General features: G+C 73.0%; 16 protein-coding genes. 13 read left to right on the top strand and 3 right to left on the bottom strand.

From position 1 onward, the window contains the following. Position 1 precedes the first annotated feature (1 nt). Together ACQ452_RS23610 and ACQ452_RS23615 are read right to left on the bottom strand one after the other, a co-directional pair. On the bottom strand, positions 2 to 385 hold the full coding sequence (locus ACQ452_RS23610; protein WP_433387410.1) for a hypothetical protein: 384 nt from the start codon (positions 383 to 385) through the stop codon (positions 2 to 4). Between the two features lie 53 nt (positions 386 to 438). After that, the gene (locus ACQ452_RS23615) at positions 439 to 777 is read right to left on the bottom strand and encodes a hypothetical protein (RefSeq protein WP_433387411.1); all 339 of its coding nucleotides are present in this window, start codon (positions 775 to 777) and stop codon (positions 439 to 441) included. Between the two features lie 307 nt (positions 778 to 1,084). Between ACQ452_RS23615 and ACQ452_RS23620 the strand changes: the two genes are divergently transcribed. Together ACQ452_RS23620 and ACQ452_RS23625 are read left to right on the top strand one after the other, a co-directional pair. After that, on the top strand, positions 1,085 to 1,882 hold the full coding sequence (locus ACQ452_RS23620; RefSeq protein WP_433387413.1) for a helix-turn-helix domain-containing protein: 798 nt from the start codon (positions 1,085 to 1,087) through the stop codon (positions 1,880 to 1,882). Continuing rightward, positions 1,873 to 2,073: a DUF397 domain-containing protein gene (locus ACQ452_RS23625; RefSeq protein ID WP_433387415.1), complete on the top strand. Its 201-nt coding sequence runs from the start codon at positions 1,873 to 1,875 to the stop codon at positions 2,071 to 2,073. The genes ACQ452_RS23620 and ACQ452_RS23625 overlap by 10 nt, the downstream gene beginning before the upstream one ends. A 134-nt stretch (positions 2,074 to 2,207) precedes the next feature. Here the strand turns inward: ACQ452_RS23625 and ACQ452_RS23630 are convergent, their stop codons facing one another. Further along, on the bottom strand, positions 2,208 to 3,122 hold the full coding sequence (locus tag ACQ452_RS23630; RefSeq protein WP_433387417.1) for an SDR family NAD(P)-dependent oxidoreductase: 915 nt from the start codon (positions 3,120 to 3,122) through the stop codon (positions 2,208 to 2,210). A gap of 123 nt (positions 3,123 to 3,245) precedes the next feature. On the opposite strand from ACQ452_RS23630, the gene ACQ452_RS23635 reads away from it, so the two are divergent. From ACQ452_RS23635 to ACQ452_RS23685, 11 genes are all read left to right on the top strand, one after another. Further along, entirely contained in the window at positions 3,246 to 3,869 is a 624-nt protein-coding gene (locus ACQ452_RS23635) for a TetR/AcrR family transcriptional regulator (protein ID WP_433387419.1), read from the top strand. Further along, positions 3,859 to 4,521 carry a hypothetical protein gene (locus tag ACQ452_RS23640; protein ID WP_433387421.1) on the top strand — a complete coding sequence of 221 codons (663 nt, stop codon included), beginning with the start codon at positions 3,859 to 3,861 and terminating at the stop codon, positions 4,519 to 4,521. Before ACQ452_RS23635 ends, ACQ452_RS23640 begins: the two co-directional genes overlap by 11 nt. A 128-nt stretch (positions 4,522 to 4,649) precedes the next feature. Then, on the top strand, positions 4,650 to 5,585 hold the full coding sequence (locus ACQ452_RS23645) for an ABC transporter ATP-binding protein (protein ID WP_433387423.1): 936 nt from the start codon (positions 4,650 to 4,652) through the stop codon (positions 5,583 to 5,585). Then, entirely contained in the window at positions 5,582 to 6,394 is an 813-nt protein-coding gene (locus ACQ452_RS23650) for an ABC transporter permease (RefSeq protein WP_433387425.1), read from the top strand. Before ACQ452_RS23645 ends, ACQ452_RS23650 begins: the two co-directional genes overlap by 4 nt. Before the next feature lie 308 nt (positions 6,395 to 6,702). Then, the gene (locus tag ACQ452_RS23655) at positions 6,703 to 10,443 is read left to right on the top strand and encodes a multifunctional oxoglutarate decarboxylase/oxoglutarate dehydrogenase thiamine pyrophosphate-binding subunit/dihydrolipoyllysine-residue succinyltransferase subunit (RefSeq protein ID WP_433387427.1); all 3,741 of its coding nucleotides are present in this window, start codon (positions 6,703 to 6,705) and stop codon (positions 10,441 to 10,443) included. Positions 10,444 to 10,596: 153 nt separating this feature from the next. Next, complete coding sequence (locus ACQ452_RS23660; RefSeq protein ID WP_433387429.1) at positions 10,597 to 10,776, top strand: DUF6104 family protein; 180 nt, start codon at positions 10,597 to 10,599, stop codon at positions 10,774 to 10,776. A gap of 130 nt (positions 10,777 to 10,906) precedes the next feature. Continuing rightward, on the top strand, positions 10,907 to 12,979 hold the full coding sequence (gene pta, locus ACQ452_RS23665; protein ID WP_433387430.1) for a phosphate acetyltransferase: 2,073 nt from the start codon (positions 10,907 to 10,909) through the stop codon (positions 12,977 to 12,979). Beyond that, positions 12,976 to 14,139: an acetate/propionate family kinase gene (locus ACQ452_RS23670; RefSeq protein WP_433387432.1), complete on the top strand. Its 1,164-nt coding sequence runs from the start codon at positions 12,976 to 12,978 to the stop codon at positions 14,137 to 14,139. The genes pta and ACQ452_RS23670 overlap by 4 nt, the downstream gene beginning before the upstream one ends. A 279-nt stretch (positions 14,140 to 14,418) precedes the next feature. Further along, positions 14,419 to 15,300, top strand: a complete 882-nt coding sequence (locus ACQ452_RS23675; RefSeq protein WP_433394372.1) for an alpha/beta hydrolase family protein — start codon at positions 14,419 to 14,421, stop codon at positions 15,298 to 15,300. A gap of 445 nt (positions 15,301 to 15,745) precedes the next feature. After that, positions 15,746 to 16,279 carry a nucleotidyltransferase domain-containing protein gene (locus ACQ452_RS23680; RefSeq protein WP_433387433.1) on the top strand — a complete coding sequence of 178 codons (534 nt, stop codon included), beginning with the start codon at positions 15,746 to 15,748 and terminating at the stop codon, positions 16,277 to 16,279. Positions 16,280 to 16,600: 321 nt separating this feature from the next. After that, entirely contained in the window at positions 16,601 to 17,605 is a 1,005-nt protein-coding gene (locus ACQ452_RS23685; RefSeq protein WP_433387435.1) for a poly(ethylene terephthalate) hydrolase family protein, read from the top strand. Positions 17,606 to 17,717: the final 112 nt, after the last annotated feature.

Genomic DNA, 17,717 nt, shown 5'->3' on the forward strand with positions numbered 1-17,717 from the left:
GTCAGCGCAGCAGCCGACGCAGATCGTCGAGCGCGCCGTCGAGCAGCCGGACGGCGGTGCGTAGCTGCGCGTCGCTGAGCGGTCGGGCCCGTACGAGGGCGCCCGCCTGGACGGCGAAGGCCGCCAGCCGCTTGTCGAACTCGGCGGGCGCCGACGCGTCGGGCCCCGACGACGAACCGGACTCCGGGGATGGACCGGACTCCGGGGATGGACCGGACTCCGGGGATGGACCGGACTCCGGGGATGGACCGGACTCCGGGGGCGGACCGGGTTCCGGGGCGGGGGCCGGGGGCGTCGCCCAGCGGGGACCCCGGGTCTGCCGGGTCGCCTCGCGCAGCTCCCGCGACGCGCCACACCGTCGGCGCGTCGAACGGGACGAGACCAACGCGATACATCGCGATGTGACAAGCCGGTCGCGGGGCCGGCGTCCCGGGCGTCTCACGGCGGCGGCCCGGGCACCGCCCGGCGGTACGGACCCCAGGCCACGAACCTGTCGAACATGCGCCGAGGGCTGGGCCCGTCGTGGGGGTTGAGGTGGTAGAGGTCGCGCATCGCCTCGTACATGAGGCCGGCGAGGTAGATCGACAGGGCGTGCCGCTCGGCGTCGTACTCGGCCGTCAGCAGCAGCCGGGCGGTCGCGCAGGGCCACGGCTGGCCGCACGAGCGGCAGGCCCAGTGCGGTCGCAGCGGCGTGTGCGGCGGCCGGTCCGCATCGCGGTGCCGGGGCCGCTCGGGGCGCGGGCCGGGCCGGGGTTGCGGAAGCTGCGTGGAGATCATCGAGGCCACCCTCCGGGCGAGGCCGTCCGCCTCGCGGTTCGTCGGTCCTGGGAACGGTTGTCGGGTCGATGCCGCAGATCTCCCCCACCCCGCTGTCGAGGTGGGCCGCCCCGCCACGGGAAAGCGGGGCGGCCCCGGCGGGGACCCGCCCACGTCCTGCTCCGACAACAAGCGGGTCCGCCTGGTGACAGTCTGGTGAGGACAGCACTACCGTCGACACATGCTCGCCGCATCCGCGCAGGTCAGTGCCCTGGCTGGGCGGGCACGGGAGACGCGCCGGCGAAACCGGGCAGAGATTGGGGAGCCGATGGGGACCGCCACCAACTACGTGCTGGGCGAGCTGCGCACGTTCCGTGCCCAACTCGGCCTCAGCCAGGACGACTTCGGCGGGACGATCGGCTACTCCGGGTCGCACGTCAGCTCGGTCGAGACGGGCGGCCGCCCGCCGACCCGGGAGTACATGAAGGCCATCGACGACCAGCACGGGACGGGTGACCGGTTCGGCCGGATGCTGCGCGAGCTGGCCCGGCTGGATGCGACGCCGGCCTGGCTGCGGGAGTGGATCGAGTTCGAACGGGAGGCGACGACGCTGCGCTGGTTCGAGCTGGCGTACGTGCCGGGTCTGCTCCAGACCGAGCGGTACGCCCGCGCCACGCTCTCCGGCGGCCGGTTCACGGCCGACGAGGTCGAGCGCATCGTGGCGTCCAGACTGGAGCGTCAGGCGGTCCTGGGCAGGGAGCGCCCGCCTCAGCTCATCGCCGTCGTCGACGAGGCGGTGCTGCGCCGGCCGGTGCTCGACCAGCCGGGGCTGATGGCCGAACAGCTCGACCACCTGGTCGCCGTGACGGCGCAGGAGCACGTGCAGCTCCACGTCGTCCCGGTCGACGCCGGCATGTATCTCGGTCTGGCCGGCCAGTTCATCATCGCCGAGCTGCCGGACGGCACCCGGATCACCCACGCGGACAACCAGCTCAACGCGCAGATCGTCGATGCGCCGGCCGACGTTGCTAGGCTGGCGAAGACGTGGGAGATCGTGCGCAACGAGGCTCTCCCCCGCCGGCAGTCAACCAAGCTGATCAAGGAAGTGGCGAAGTCATGGAATTGATGACCCCGCAGTGGCGGAAGTCGACGAGGTCCGGCGGCAACGGCGGGTCCTGCGTCGAGGTGGCCGACAACATGCCGGGCGTCGTGCTGGTGCGCGACACCAAGGACCGCGAGGGCGGCACCCTGCACTTCGACTCCCGGGCGTGGCTGTCGTTCGTCGGCCTGGCCAAGCGGGTCGGCCCTCTCGGCTGACCCCGCCTCCCGCGACGAGACGCAGAAAAGGCCCCCGCCCGCGGGGGCCTTTTCGCGTCGCCGCTGCCCCGGACCGCTCAGCCGGTCACGCGGCGGGCGGCGCTCCGGGGCGACGCCCGGACCGCCTCAGCCGGTCACGCGGCCGGCGGCGTGCCGGGTTGCGCGCCTCGTTCCGTGGCCGCCCCGCCGGCCGGTGCGGTCGGTGCCGGCACGGCGTGCTCGGCCGCGCGGCTGACCTGCTCCCAGCCGGCCCAGGTCGCCATGCGCTGCCGGGAGATGTCGAAGGCCAGGTCGTAGACCATGCTGCCGAGCAGCAGCCGCAACGGCGGGTCGTCGCTGTCGACCAGCTTCATCATCGCCTCGGCGGCGAGCCGGGGTTCGCTGTCGATCGAGCCCTCGGCCCACTGCTTCTCCAGCTCGGCCCGCATCGGCGCGTACTCGTCCCTCGGGGTGGTCGCGCGGGCGCTCGCGTAGAGGTCGGTCCAGTAGCCGCCGGGCTGCACGATGCTGACCTGCACGCCGAACTGCGCGGCCTCCATCGCCAGCGCCTCGCTCATCCCCTCCAGCGCGAACTTGCTGGCGCTGTACATGCCGGTGGAGGGGAACCCGCCCAGCGCGGCGATGCTGGAGACCTGCACGATGTGGCCGGATCCCTGGGCGCGCAGGTGTGGCAGGACCGCCTGGCTCACCCAGAGCACGCCGAAGAAGTTGACCTCCATCTGGGCGCGCGCCTCGGCCTCGGTGAACTCCTCGATCATGCCCATGGAGAGCATTCCGGCGTTGTTGACGACGACGTCGAGCCGGCCGAAGTGCGCGACGGCCGCCGCGACCGTGGCGCCGACCGCGGTCCGGTCGGTGACGTCCAGCGGCAGGGCCAGCAGCCGGCCGTCGTGGCCGGCGGACAGTTCCTCGATGGCCGCGAGGTCGCGGGCGGTCGCGACGACGCGGTCGCCGGCGGCGAGGGCCGCCTCGGCGAAGGCCCGGCCGAGCCCACGGCTGGCCCCGGTGATGAACCAGACCCGGCCGTCGGTGGTGGATGCAATGGTCATGGGACTCCGCTCTCCGCGCTTACGAGACGGTCCGTCTCGTCTTGCGGGACCGACTATTCCCGCCCGCGCGGGCCGCTGTCAAGACGGACCGTCTCGTCTCGGACGACGGCTATGCTCTCGGTCGTGACGACGCGACAGGGACACCCCGGCCCGACCCGGCGCAGCGAGGCGTCGCGGCAGGCCATCCTCACCGCCGCCTTCGACCTCGTCGGCGAGGTCGGCTACGCCAGGCTGAGCATCGAGGGGATCGCCGCGCGGGCCGGCGTCGGCAAACAGACGATCTACCGCTGGTGGCCCTCCAAGGGAGCCGTGCTCTTCGACGCGTTCCTCATGCTCACCACCGGCCCGGACGAGCAGTCGGCCCTGCCCGACACCGGAGACCTCGAAGCCGACCTGAAGCTGGTGCTCCGCAGCACCGTCACCGAACTGCACGACCGCCGGTACGACGAACCCATGCGGGCCCTCAACATCGAGATCCTCAACGACCCGGCCCTGGCCGCCAGCTACGCCGAACGCCTCGACGCGCCGATGAAGGAGCTGAAGAAGCAGCGGCTGCGCAGCGCCCAGCGGGCCGGGCAACTCCGCACCGACCTCGACCTCGACCTCGCCGTCGAACTGCTCTGGGGGCCACTGCTCAACCGCTGGCTGACGCGCAGCGGCCCGCTCACCGAGGAGTACGCCGACGCGCTGGTGGAGACCGCGCTCGCCGGGCTGCGCCCGTATGATCGGGGCCCTGATGATCATTGAGTCGCGTTTCAACGGGCCGCCCGGCTCGGGCAACGGGGGCTGGAGCGCCGGGGTCTTCGCCGCCGCGTCCGGCACCCCGGGGCCGGTCGAGGTGACGCTGCGTCGCCCGCCCCCGCTGGAGAGCCCGCTCACTCTCGCCGACGGCGAGGTCCGCGACCCGCAGGGGCTGGTCGTCGCCCAGGTCCGCCCCACGCAGGACCCCCGCGCGGTGGTGCCGTCGGTGGGCCTGCCGGCCGCGCGGGCCGCCTCGGCGGCGTACGCCGGGCTCGTCGACCACCCCTTCCCGGGCTGCTACGTCTGCGGCCCCGACCGGGCCGACGGGTTGCGGATCTTCCCCGGGCGGCTGCCGGACGGGCGGACGGCCGCGCCGTTCCGCGTGCCCGGCTCCGTCACGGCACCCACCGTCTGGGCCGCGTTGGACTGCCCCGGCGGCTGGGCGGTGATCGCCCCCGGCCGGCCATACGTCCTCGGCCGGATCGCGGCGGTGGTCGCGGCGCTGCCGCAGCCGGGCGACGAGTGCGTGGTGACCGGCGTCGCGGTCGGCGGCGAGGGCCGCAAGGCCCTCGTGCACACCAGCCTGTACGCCCCGGACGGCACGCTGCTGGCCTGGGCCCGCGCGACCTGGATCGCCGTCGCGGACGGCACCGGATAGTCCCTGGGGATGACGGCCTCCCGCCTGAGACGGAGGCGCGGCTAGCAAGTGCGCCTGATTGACCTGGTTGCACCCGCCCGCCACGCTGTGTCACGGCGCACCTCTACGCCACCGCACGAAGGAGAGCAATGACTGACGGGCAGAGAAGCCCCACCGATGACGGTCAGATCGTGGTGTCCGGCCTCACGAAGCAATACAAGAACGTCCGGGCCGTCAACGACCTGTCGTTCACCGTCCGACCGGGGCGGGTGACCGGCTTCCTCGGGCCCAACGGCGCCGGCAAGACCACCACGCTGCGGATGCTGCTGGGTCTGGTCACGCCGACCAACGGCGTGGCCACCATCGGCGGGCGGCGCTACGCCGACCTGCCCGACCCGCTGCGGCACGTCGGCGCCGTGCTGGAGGCGTCCAGCGCGCACAAGGGCCGCACGGGCATCAACCACCTGCGGGTGATCGCCGCGGCGGCCGGGCTGCCGAAGCAGCGCGCCGAGGAGGTGCTGGCGCTGGTCGGGCTGACCCCGGCGGCGAAGCGCAAGTTCAAGGGCTACTCGCTGGGCATGAAGCAGCGGCTCGGCATCGCCGCCGCGATGCTCGGCGACCCCCGCGTGTTGGTCCTCGACGAGCCCGCCAACGGGCTCGACCCGGAGGGCATCCGGTGGATGCGCGGGTTCCTCAAGAACCTCGCGCACGAGGGCCGCACGGTGCTGGTCTCCAGCCACCTGCTCTCGGAGATGCAGCTCCTCGCCGACGACGTGGTGATCATCGCGGCCGGGCAGCTCGTCCGGCAGGGCACGGTCGAGCAGGTGATCGGCTCGATGGCGCAGGGCGTGCGGGTACGGGTCCGCACCCCGCAGGCCGACGCGCTGCGCGCCGCCCTGAAGGACGGGCCGGCCACCGTCGACACCGACGAGCACGGCGTCCTGCTGGTGGGCGGGGTGGACGCCCCGACCGTGGGCCGGGCCGCCCTGACCGCCGGCGTCGAGCTGCACGAACTGACCACGGAACGACCCGATCTGGAACGGGTCTTCCTGGAGCTGACGGCCGGAAAGGCGGGCATCCGATGAACCTCGTCCGGTCGGAGCTTCTCAAGATCCGCACCACCAGCGCGTGGTGGTGGCTTGCCATCGCCGCGTTCCTGTCGATCGTGCTGGCCTTCGCGTTCAACGCCTGGGTGGCCAACGAGACGTTGAGCGGCAAGGGCGACGAGCTGGGCGTCACCGGGGACTCCGCGTCCGCGGCGGCGCAGGCCGCGAACCTCTACACCTCCGGGCAGTACCTGGGCCTGATGTTCGTGATGCTGATCGGCATCCTGATGGTCACCAACGAGTTCTTCCACCAGACGGCGACCACCACGTTCCTCGCCACGCCACGGCGGACGGCGGTGATCGTCAGCAAGCTGGTCGCGGCCAGCCTGCTGGGCTTCGGGTTCTGGCTGGTCACCACGCTCATCGACCTGGCCGCCGGCGCGGTGTTCCTGTCGGCCAACGACCACGGCACCATGCTCGGCGAGTGGGCCGTGCAGCGGGCGCTGCTGCTCAACCTGCTGGCGTACGCGATCTGGACGGTCCTCGGCATCGGCATCGGCACCCTGATCACCAACCAGCTCGGCGCGGTGATCACCGCCGCGGTGCTCTACCTGGTCGGCACGCAGGTGGTGGGGCTGCTGTTCGTGCTGCTGGCGAACCTCCTGGACAGCCAGGCCGTGATCAAGTGGCAGGTGATCTGGCCGGCCGTCGCCTCGACCGTGATGGTCAGCGAGGGACAGACGGACTTCACCCCGGCGTGGTGGGTCGGCGCGCTCGTGCTGATCGGCTACGCGGTGGTGAGCGGGGTGGCCGGCGTCCTGATCACCCGGCGGCGCGACATCTCCTGACACGTCCACGTCCACGCGGGGCGTGTCCTGCCGGCGTGTCCCGCGCGCCGGGCGGGGGTGGTGCCCGCACCTCCCCCGCCCGGCGCGGACGGGCCGCCGCGCACCGGGCCTTACCAGCGGCCGGGGCGCGCCCGCCGCGTTTGGCGGAGTTATGGCATCTTCTGTGAAACCGGCCACGGGTCGGAGGCGGAAATGCCTGTGGCATCCGCACGGCGTAGCCTGGGAGTCGTCTCGTGTGCGCTCGCAGGCTGGGCGTCACCGGACACCGCGTGACACACAAACCCGCGTGAAAGAGGCGATTACCGGCCGTGTCGACCCAGCAGACTTCGCAGGAGAACCCCCTGGCGGGTTTCGGTCCGAACGAGTGGATCGTCGAGGAGATGTACCAGCGCTACCTCGCCGACCCCACCAGCGTCGATTCGGCCTGGCACGACTTCTTCGCCGACTACCGCCCGGCGCCCGGCGCCGGCAAGCCGCGCGGAGCTGAGCAGGCCCCGAAGCCCACCGCCGAGCCGAAGCCCACCGCCGAGCCGGAACCCGCCGGCCAGCAGGAGGCCGCCGCCGCTGTCGCCCAGGCGCCGAAGCCGGCCGGCAGGAAACCGGAAGCCAAGGCCGAGAAGCCCGCCGCCAAGGCCAAGCCGGCCCCCGCGAAGGCGGCCCCCGCCAGGGCCCCGGAGACCAAGCCCACCGCCGCCGGCCCACAGAGCACCCCGCTGCGCGGCGTGGCGGCGAAGATCGTCCAGAACATGGACGCCTCGTTGGCCGTGCCGACCGCCACCAGCGTGCGGGCCGTCCCGGCCAAGCTGCTGGTCGACAACCGCATCGTGATCAACAACCACCTCACCCGTGGGCGCGGCGGCAAGGTCAGCTTCACCCACCTCATCGGGTACGCGATGGTCCGCGCGCTGGTCGCCCACCCGGAGATGAACAACTCCTTCGCCCAGGTCGACGGCAAGCCGGCCATGGTCCGGCCCGAGCACGTCAACCTCGGCATCGCGATCGACCTGGTCAAGCCCGACGGCAGCCGCAACCTGGTGGTCCCCTCCATCAAGGGCTGCGAGCGGATGGACTTCCGGCAGTTCTGGCAGGCGTACGAGGACGTGGTCCGGCGGGCTCGCCGCAACGAGCTGACCATGGACGACTACTCCGGCACCACGATCTCGCTCACCAACCCCGGCGGCATCGGCACCGTGCACTCGATCCCGCGGCTCATGCAGGGGCAGAGCGCCATCATCGGCGTCGGCGCGATGGAATACCCGGCCCCCTACCAGGGCATGTCCGAGGCGACCCTGGCCGAGCTGGCCGTCAGCAAGGTCATCACCATCACCAGCACGTACGACCACCGGATCATCCAGGGCGCCCAGTCCGGGGAGTTCCTCAAGGTCATGCACGAGCTGCTCCTCGGTGAGCACGCCTTCTACGACCAGATCTTCACCGCGCTGCGCATCCCCTACGAGCCGGTGCGCTGGGTACGCGACGTCGCGGTCAACAACGAGGGTCAGATCAACAAGACCGCCCGGGTGCACGAGCTGATCCACGCGTACCGGGTGCGCGGGCACCTGATGGCCGACACCGACCCGCTCGAGTTCACCATCCGCAAGCACCCCGACCTCGACGTGCTCCAGCACGGGCTGACCCTCTGGGACCTCGACCGCGAGTTCCCGGTCAACGGCTTCGCCGGCAAGCAGCGGATGAAGCTGCGCGACATCCTCGGCGTCCTGCGCGACTCGTACTGCCGCCGCGTCGGCATCGAGTACATGCACATCCAGGACCCGGAGGAGCGGCGCTGGATCCAGGAACGGATCGAGCGCAAGTACGAGAAACCGACGCCCGACGAGCAGAAGCACGTGCTCAACCGGCTCAACGCCGCCGAGGCGTTCGAGACCTTCCTCCAGACCAAGTACGTCGGGCAGAAGCGCTTCTCGCTGGAGGGCGGCGAGTCGCTGATCCCGCTGCTCGGCGAGGTGCTGGAGTCCTCCGCCGAGGGCGGGCTGGACGAGGTCGTCATCGGCATGGCCCACCGGGGCCGGCTCAACGTGCTGGCCAACATCGTCGGCAAGCCGTACGAGAAGATCTTCTCGGAGTTCGAGGGGCACCTGGACCCGCGTTCCACCCAGGGCTCCGGCGACGTGAAATACCACCTGGGCCAGAACGGCAAGTTCAGCACGCCCGACGGTGGTCACGCGGTCAAGGTCTCGGTCGTGGCGAACCCGTCGCACCTGGAGGCCGTGGACCCGGTGCTGGAGGGCATCGTCCGCGCCAAGCAGGACCGGATCGACCTCAAGCTCGAGGGCTACACCGTGCTGCCGCTGTCGGTGCACGGTGACGCCGCCTTCGCCGGCCAGGGCGTGGTCGCCGAGACGCTCAACCTCTCGCAGCTACGCGGCTACCGCACCGGCGGCACCGTCCACGTCGTGGTCAACAACCAGGTCGGCTTCACCACCGCCCCGGAATACAGCCGCTCCAGCCTCTACAGCACCGACGTGGCCCGGATGATCCAGGCGCCCATCTTCCACGTCAACGGCGACGACCCCGAAGCCGTCGTCCGGGTCGCCCGGCTGGCCTTCGAATACCGGCAGGCGTTCAACAAGGACGTCGTCATCGACATGGTCTGCTACCGCCGGCGCGGGCACAACGAGGGCGACGACCCGTCGATGTCCAACCCCCAGATGTACAAGATCATCGACTCGAAGCGGTCGGTCCGCAAGCTCTACACCGAGGAGCTGATCGGGCGCGGCGACATCACCGTGGAGGACGCGGAAGAGCTGCTGCGCGACTACCAGTCGCAGCTCGAACGGGTCTTCAAGGCCACCCGGGACGCGGCCACCACGCCGCGGCAGCTCAGCCGCCCCAAGCGGGAGGACGAGCCGGAGCCGCGGGTCGACACCGCCACCGACGCCGCCGTCGTCCGGGCCATCGGCGAGGCGCACGTCGCCCTGCCCGAGGGCTTCACCCCGCACAAGCGCATCCAGCAGCTACTCGACCGGCGGGCCAAGATGTCCGTCGAGGGCAACATCGACTGGGGCTTCGGCGAGATCATCGCGTTCGGCTCGCTGCTCAACGACGGGGTCACCGTCCGGCTCGCCGGTCAGGACTCCCGCCGGGGCACCTTCGTGCAGCGGCACGCCTCCGTGGTCGACGCCCGCACCGGCGAGGACCACCTGCCGTTGCAGTCGCTGACCGGCGACGGCGAACGGTCCCGGTTCTTCGTGCACGACTCCCTGCTCAGCGAGTACGCGGCGATGGGCTTCGAGTACGGCTACTCGGTGGAGAACATCGACGCGCTGGTCTGCTGGGAGGCGCAGTTCGGTGACTTCGTCAACGGCGCCCAGCTCGTGATCGACGAGTTCATCTCCTCCGGCGAGGTGAAGTGGGGCCAGCGCTCCGCCGTCACCCTGCTGCTGCCGCACGGCCACGAGGGCCAGGGCCCGGACCACACCTCCGGCCGCCCGGAACGGTTCCTGCAGATGTGCGCCGAGGACAACATGCGGGTGTCCATCCCCACCACCCCGGCGAACTACTTCCACCTGCTGCGCCGCCAGGCCCTCTCGCCGAAGCGCAAGCCGCTGGTGGTGTTCACGCCGAAGTCGCTGCTGCGGCACAAGCTCTGCGTCTCCCCGGTCGAGGACTTCACCACCGGCACCTTCCAGCCGGTGCTGCCCGACTCGGGCGCCCCGGCGCCGGAGCAGGTGAAGCGGGTGCTGCTCTGCTCGGGCAAGGTCTACTACGACCTCTTCCAGGCCCGCAACGACCGCGGCGTCACCGACACCGCGATCATCCGGATCGAGCAGCTCTACCCGATGCCGGTCGAGGAGATCCGGGCCGCCCTCGCGGCGTACCCGAACGCCGAGGACTTCGCCTGGGTGCAGGAGGAGCCGGCCAACCAGGGCGCCTGGTCGTTCGTCGCACTCAACCTGCTGGAGCACCTGTCGGAGGTCCGGCTGCGCCGGATCTCCCGCCCGGCCGCCGCCGCCCCGGCGGGCGGCTCGGCGAAGACGCACGAGGTCGAGCAGGCCGCGCTGGTCGAGGCGGCCCTGCCCCGCCCGTGACCTGAGCACCGCACCACCGAGCGGGGCAGGGACCGTCGCCACGACGGCTCTGCCCCGCTCGGCATCCACCCCACCCGCCCCGGCCCACCCGGCGTCGCCCCGGCCCGCACGACCAGGCCGGCCCACCACACACACGAGCGAGGAACAGACAGCATGTACTTCACGGACCGCGGGATCGAGGAGCTGGTGCAGCGGCGCGGCGAGGAGTCCGTCAGCGTCGAGTGGCTCGGGGAACGGCTGCGCGACTTCGTCGACCTGAACCCCGATTTCGAGACCCCCATCGAGCGCTTCGCCACCTGGCTGGCCCGCCTCGACGACGAAGACGACGAGTAGGCCCACCCACCCCGTCGACCACGAAAACGCCCGCCGGCCCGACCGGCACGCGCCGTGACGACGCTCTCATGATCACAGAATGGGGCGAAGGACCCGGGTCCGGTCCACGGCGATCTTCTAGGGTGGGTGCGTGGCGCGCAGTGTGTACCTGACCAGCGTGGGATCCGGCGGCGGCAAGTCGACAATCGCCCTCGGACTCGCGGAACTGTTGTCCCGGCAGGTCGAGCGGATCGGCGTGTTCCGGCCGCTGGTCCGCGGGCACCAACCCGACCCGATCCTCGCCCTGCTCAGCGAGCGCTACCGGATCGACCTGCCGTTGGCCGACCTGAGCGGCACCAGCTACGCCGAGGCGACCGCGCTGGTCGCCGACGGGCGGCGCGAGGAACTCGTCGGCGGCATCGTGGAACGCTACCGGGAGGTCGAGCGGCGCTGCCCCGCCGTGGTCGTGGTGGGCAGCGACTTCGCCGACGGCGGCGACGGGGCCGGCCCCCGCGAACTCGCCTTCAACGCCCGGCTGGCCACCGAGTTCGGCAGCGTCGTGGTGCCCGTCATCGACGGCTTCGGGCAGGACCCGGCGGCCATCGCGGCGGCGGCACGCGGGGCGTACCACGATCTGGAGGACCTGGGCGCGACGGTGCTGGCGGTCATCGCCAACCGGGTGCCCGGCCCGATGACGATGCCCGAACTGCCCGTGCCCACGTACGCCATCCCGGAGGTGCCGAGCGTGTCGGCGCCGACGGTGGCCGAGGTGGCCGCGGCCCTCGGCGGCACGCTGCTCGCCGGCGACGACGACGCGCTCAGCCGCGACGTGCTCGACTACGTGGTGGGGGCGGCGCACGTACCGACGCTGCTCGACCACCTCACCGAGGGCGCCCTGGTGATCACCCCCGGCGACCGGGCCGACCTGCTGGTGGCGGCGAGCGCCGCGCACGTGGCGGGGCAGGTCTCGGTCTCCGGGCTGGTGCTGACCCTCGGCGAGCAGCCGGACCCGCGGGCCATGCGACTGGTGGAGGGGCTCAACACCGGGCTCGCGGTGATCTCCGTACCCGGCGACAGCTACCACACGGTCGCCGCGTCCAGCCGCATCGAGGGGCGACCCAGCGCGGCCAACCCGCGCAAGGTGGAGGCCGCGCTCGGCGCGTTCGAGCGCTGCGTCGACACCGACGACCTGGCCCGCCGGCTGCGGGTCAGCCGCTCCGAGCGGGTCACCCCGATGATGTTCGAGTACGACCTCATCGACCGCGCCCGGACCCGACGCCGGCGGCTCGTGCTGCCCGAGGGGGCGGAGGAACGGATCCTGCGGGCCACCGAGATCCTGCTGCGCCGGGGCGTCGCCGACATCACCCTGCTCGGCCGCCCCGACGACATCGCCCGGCGCACCCGGGAGCTGGGCATCGACATCGGTGGCGCGCAGGTCGTCGACCCCGTCGCCAGCGAGTGGCGCGACGAGTTCGCCGCCACGTACGCGAAGCTGCGCGCCCACCGGGGCGTCACCCTCGAGGTGGCCCACGACATCGTCGCGCAGCCGAACTACTTCGGCACCCTGATGGTGCAGACGGGACACGCCGACGGGATGGTCTCCGGCGCCACCCACACCACCGCCGCCACCATCCGTCCCGCCTTCGAGATCATCCGGACCGTACCGGGCGTCTCGGTCTCCTCCAGCGTCTTCTTCATGCTGCTCGCCGACCGGGTGCTCGTCTACGGCGACTGCGCGGTCAACCCCGACCCGGACGCCGCCCAGCTCGCCGACATCGCCATCTCCTCGGCGGACACCGCGGCCCGCTTCGGCATCGAACCGCGGGTCGCCATGCTCTCCTACTCCACCGGCAGTTCCGGGGCGGGCGCCGACGTGGAGAAGGTCGCGGCGGCCACCAAGCTGGTCCGCGAGCGCCGGCCCGAACTGCTCGTCGAGGGCCCCATCCAGTACGACGCGGCCATCGACCCGGCGGTGGCGGCGACGAAACTGCCCGGCAGCGAGGTCGCCGGCCGCGCCACGGTCTTCATCTTCCCGGACCTGAACACCGGCAACAACACGTACAAGGCGGTGCAGCGTTCCGCGCGGGCGGTGGCCGTCGGCCCGGTCATGCAGGGCCTGCGTCGACCGGTGAACGACCTGTCCCGGGGTGCCACCGTGGCCGACATCGTCAACACCGTGGCGATCACCGCCATCCAGGCCGCGACCAGCGAGGAGCCGTCATGACCGCGCCGCCCGGCGGTGCCGCCGCCACCCAGGACCCGCCGGCGGGCCGCGTCCTCGTCCTCAACTGCGGGTCGTCGTCGGTGAAGTTCCGGCTCTTCGACGGCGACCGGGTGGTCGACAAGGGCACCGTGGAGCGGGTCGGCGAGGCCGGCGGCGGCCCGGCCGACCACGAGACGGCCGTCCGGGGCATCCTCGACACCCTCGACCTGACCGGCCTGACCGCCGTCGGGCACCGGGTGGTGCACGGCGGGAAACGGTTCGGCGAGCCGGTGCTCATCGACGACGCGGTACTGACCGCGATCCGCGATCTGATCCCGCTCGCACCGCTGCACAACCCCGCCAACCTGGCGGGCATCGAGGTCACCCGGGCGGCCCTGCCGGACGTGCCGCAGGTCGCCGTCTTCGACACGGCGTTCCATCACACCCTGCCCGAGGCCGCCGCCACCTACGCCATCGAGCGGGACACCGCCGAGCGGTACGGCATCCGCCGCTACGGCTTCCACGGCACCTCCCACGCGTACGTGTCGCGGCGCACCGCCGAGCTGCTCGACCGCCCGTACGCGCAGGTGAACACGATCACCCTGCACCTCGGCAACGGCGCGAGCGCCTGCGCGGTGGCCGGCGGCCGGAGCGTGGCGACCTCGATGGGGATGTCCCCCCTGGAGGGCCTGGTGATGGGCACCCGCAGCGGCGACCTGGACCCGACCGTGATCTTCCACCTGCGCCGGGAGGGCGGGCTCTCCGTCGACGAGATCGACGACCTGCTCAACCACCGCAGCGGCCTGCTCGGACTGACCGGCGCCAACGACATGCGCGAGGTGCTCACCCGCCGCACGGACGGCGACCCGGCAGCAGCACTGGCCTTCGACGTCTACTGCCGGCGCATCACCGGCTACGTCGGGGCGTACTACGCCCTGCTCGGTCGGGTCGACGCGGTCACCTTCACCGCCGGCGTCGGCGAGCACGCCGCGCCGGTGCGCGCCGCTGCCCTGGCCGGCCTGGAAAGGCTCGGCATCGCCGTGGACCCGGAGCGCAACGCCGCCACCGGCGACCGGGTCATCTCGCCGACGGGCGCTGAGGTCACGGTCTGCGTCGTCGGCACCGACGAGGAGCGCGAGATCGCCCTCCAGACCCGCGCGGTGGTGCAGGCCACGAGCTGACCCGCCCGACACGGGCACGCACCACGCGCTGACCGCCCCGGCGCGGGTGCGGGCCGCCGCCCGGCCGCCCGGCGCGGGTCCGGACCGCCGCACCGCCGGCCCGGCGCGTGGATGGAGGCCGTCTGGGGTCCGGCCCGGTGGGCGGCGGGCACGGTCGAGCCGGCCGGTGGAGACGATCCGGCCGGGTGGCGGGGCGTCCCGCCCGGACGGCGGGGACGATCCGGGTCCCCGGGCACCTACCGTTGACTCGTGTGGATCAAGCGGCTGGTCGCCGTACTGATGACGGCTCTGCTGGTCGGCTGCGCCCCGACGGCCACCGCCGCCCCCGGCGGACCGCCGCCGGCCCGCCCGGCGCCCGGGACGACCTACGCCGTCGGCATGCGTACGTTCACCCTCGACCCCGCCTCGGCGCGTCCCCTGCCGGTGACCGTCTGGTACCCGTCCGTCGGCGGTGCGGTGGCCGCCGGGCGGTTCCCCGTGGTGATCTACAGCCACGGGCTGCACAGCCTGCCCGAGCTGCACGCCGGGCTGACCGCCCGCTGGGCCGCCGCCGGGTTCGTGGTGGCGGCGCCGGCCTACCCGCACACCCGACGCGGCGCCACCCGGTTCGACCGGGCCGACGTACGCCACCAGCCGGCCGACGGGTGGCGGCTGATCCGGCACCTGGTGCGGCTCGACACCCGGGGCGGCGACCCGCTCGCCGGACACCTCGACGTCGCCCGGGTCGCCGCCGCCGGCCACTCGGCGGGCGGCTTCACCACGGCCGGCATGTTCACCTCGGGACGCTCGGGGCGGCTGCGCGCCGGCATCGTGATCGCGGGCGGCGGGACGGCCGGCAGCTTCGCCGGGCCGCCGGCACCGCTGCTGTTCGTGCACGGCACGGCGGACCGGATCGTGCCGGCGACCGTCGGCCGCGCCGCATACCACCGCACGACCGGCCCGGCCGCCTTCCTGAGCCTGCTCGGCCAGGGCCACGGCGAGTACCTGAACCCCGGACTGCCGGGCTTCGGCCAGGTTCTCGCCACCACCGTCGACTTCCTCCGCTGGACGCTCTACGGCGACCAGGCCGCCGGCCGCCGCCTGCCCGGTGACGCCCGCCACCCCGGCGTGACAACCTTCGAGACCCGCCCCGCCGACCAGTTCGGCCGCGCTCCCGCATAGCGCCAGGTGACCGACCCCACCGAGGCCAGGACCCGGCCGAGCCAGACCGAGCCGGGCCGAGCCGGGCCGAGCCGGGCCGAGCCGAGCCGGGCCGGGCCGGGCCGGGCCGGGCCGCCCTGCGGACGCTTTGCTCTGCATCCCCATGCGCACCGGTGACCGAGGGTGCCCGTTGCGTATGGGGATGCAGAGCAAAGGGCGCCGAGGGCTCACCTCCCTCGGGCACGGTCGCTCGCAGAATGCCCTGGTGACAGTGCTGTGACCGTTGGCGGTGCCGCAGCTCGGCCACGAGGGCCGAAACATCTGTTACTGACCGTAGCGCCCGGCGAAGGGCCGGATCGCGGTCTGCCCGCTGTCCAAGGGGATCGCCGGGACGTGCGCGAGGGCGGCCCACGCGCAACGGACAACTGTGTGGCGCGGCGATAGCCACCCGGCTAGGGTGCCGGCCGTGGACGGTCTCGCGAGTCGGCAACTGGACAGCATCGCCGAGCTGGCCCGGCTGGCCTCCGCGGCCGGCATCGAGGTGTGGCTGCGCGGCGGCTGGGCGATGGACTTCCACCTGGGCGAGGTGACGAGGCCCCACGTGGACGTCGACTGGTACTGCTGGCGGGCCGACGCCGGCCGGCTGGGTGGCCTCCTTCGCGCGCACGGCTGGCGGCCCGACCCGGCGATGCCCGTCGACGTGCAGCTCGACCTGGTCCGCGCGGACGTCGAGATGAGCGTCGCGTACCTCGCCCGGGATGGGGCGGGTCGCGTGGTGGTGGGCGCGGGCGACTGGGCGGGCACGGCGCTGCCGGGCGGGATGCTGGGCGGCCCGCCCGGTCGGATCGGCCCGCTGACCGTGCCGATGATCTCGGTGGCCGCCCAGATCGAGTTCAAGAAGATGTTCCCCGTCTGGATGCCGGACCGGCCCCGGCGGGCAAAGGACGCCGCCGACCTGGCCCGCCTCCGCCCCACCGGCGTCTGCGAGAAGCAGCCGTGATCGGTTGACGCTCGCCCGGCCAGACGGGGTACGGGTCAATGGTGATCAGGACGCCATGGACCCTAAAACGGCCGGACAACGTCCATGGGGTCCTGATCACCGGACGTTGTCGGCGCAGCCGGACAGCAGCCGGGCCAGCGGACACGCCCACGCGCAGCCGGACCAGCGGACGCAGCGGACGCGCCCACGGTGAAGCCCGACCAGCGGACGCAGCCGGAGGCAGCCGGGCAGCAGTCGGGCGCACGCAGTGCGTCGGCGACCGACGGGACAGGGTGCCGGTACCCTGCGGGCGGGAGCCCGCCGGGGGGCAGAATCAGTCGCATGCCACGTCGTGTCGCCTCCGCCCTGCTCACCACCGCACTACTCACCGTTGCGGTGGCCGGCTGCTCCGGCGACACCGGGCCGGCCCCGCAGGCGGCTGGCCCGCAGGTGACGGCCCCGACGCCACCAACCCAGGCCACCGCCGCACCCGGGCAGGGCGCCATCCCGGCGCCGCGGGTGCCCGCCGGCACCGCGCCTGACAGGGCCTTCGCCGTCGGCGTACGCCAGCTCAAGCTGAACCGCGACGGGACGCGACCCCTGCCGGTGACCCTGTGGTACCCGGCAGCCGGGAAGGCCGGTGGGCAGCCGGAGCGGTCGGCGGACGCCGCCGGCGGGAAGTTTCCCGTCGTCATGTTCAGCCACGGGTTGAACGCCCGGCCGGCCGACTACCAGACGCTGTTGACCCGCTGGGCGGCGGCCGGGTTCGTGGTGGCCGCGCCGACCTTCCCGCACACCTCGCGGGGCGGCGACGGCAACGCGCTCGACGTGCTCAACCAGCCGGCCGACGTGTCGTACGTGCTGACCAAGGTGCTCGCCCTCGACGCCAGGGCCGGTGACCCGCTGCGCGGCCGGCTGGCCGCCGACCGGGTGGCGGCGGCCGGGCACTCCGCGGGTGGGGTCACCACCATCGGCCTGTTCACCGCCCGGCGGGACGAGCGCCTGGACGCCGGGGTCGTCTTCGCCGGCACGGCGCTCGGCGTCGGCACCGCGTTCGCGGGCGCCGCCGCCCCGCAGCTCTTCGTGCACGGCGAGGCCGACGAGGTGGTCGGGTACGCCGCCGGCAAGGCCGTCTACGACAAGGTGCCCTGGCCGAAGGCGATGCTGAGCCTGCCGAAGGGCGACCACGGCCGGGCGCTGCTCAGCGACGGGGCCGCGCTGCGGGTGGTCTCGGACACCACTGTCAACTTCCTGCGCTGGTCGCTCTACGGCGACGCGTCCGCCAAGAGCCGCATCCCCGCCGACGCCGCCCGCAACGACATCGCCACCCTCGACAACCGCCTCTGACTCCCCCGGCATCGCGCGGCTAGCCCGACGACCGCGCCGCCGCGGTGACCCGCGCCCGCCTGGCGGGCCGGCGGGCCGACGGGCAGAACAGCGACCGCCGAACCAGCCGACG

Source organism: Micromonospora sp. KLBMP9576 (assembly GCF_050941805.1).
Taxonomy (GTDB): Bacteria; Actinomycetota; Actinomycetes; order Mycobacteriales; family Micromonosporaceae; genus Micromonospora.

Coding starts and splice junctions, on each gene's coding strand:
- ACQ452_RS23620 (WP_433387413.1), top strand. CDS start 1,085: ATGGGGACCGCCACCAACTACGTGCTGGGCGAGCTGCGCACGTTCCGT.
- ACQ452_RS23625 (WP_433387415.1), top strand. CDS start 1,873: ATGGAATTGATGACCCCGCAGTGGCGGAAGTCGACGAGGTCCGGCGGC.
- ACQ452_RS23630 (WP_433387417.1), bottom strand. CDS start 3,122: ATGACCATTGCATCCACCACCGACGGCCGGGTCTGGTTCATCACCGGG.
- ACQ452_RS23640 (WP_433387421.1), top strand. CDS start 3,859: ATGATCATTGAGTCGCGTTTCAACGGGCCGCCCGGCTCGGGCAACGGG.
- ACQ452_RS23685 (WP_433387435.1), top strand. CDS start 16,601: ATGCCACGTCGTGTCGCCTCCGCCCTGCTCACCACCGCACTACTCACC.
- ACQ452_RS23660 (WP_433387429.1), top strand. CDS start 10,597: ATGTACTTCACGGACCGCGGGATCGAGGAGCTGGTGCAGCGGCGCGGC.
- ACQ452_RS23615 (WP_433387411.1), bottom strand. CDS start 777: ATGATCTCCACGCAGCTTCCGCAACCCCGGCCCGGCCCGCGCCCCGAG.
- ACQ452_RS23650 (WP_433387425.1), top strand. CDS start 5,582: ATGAACCTCGTCCGGTCGGAGCTTCTCAAGATCCGCACCACCAGCGCG.
- ACQ452_RS23670 (WP_433387432.1), top strand. CDS start 12,976: ATGACCGCGCCGCCCGGCGGTGCCGCCGCCACCCAGGACCCGCCGGCG.
- ACQ452_RS23645 (WP_433387423.1), top strand. CDS start 4,650: ATGACTGACGGGCAGAGAAGCCCCACCGATGACGGTCAGATCGTGGTG.
- ACQ452_RS23675 (WP_433394372.1), top strand. CDS start 14,419: ATGACGGCTCTGCTGGTCGGCTGCGCCCCGACGGCCACCGCCGCCCCC.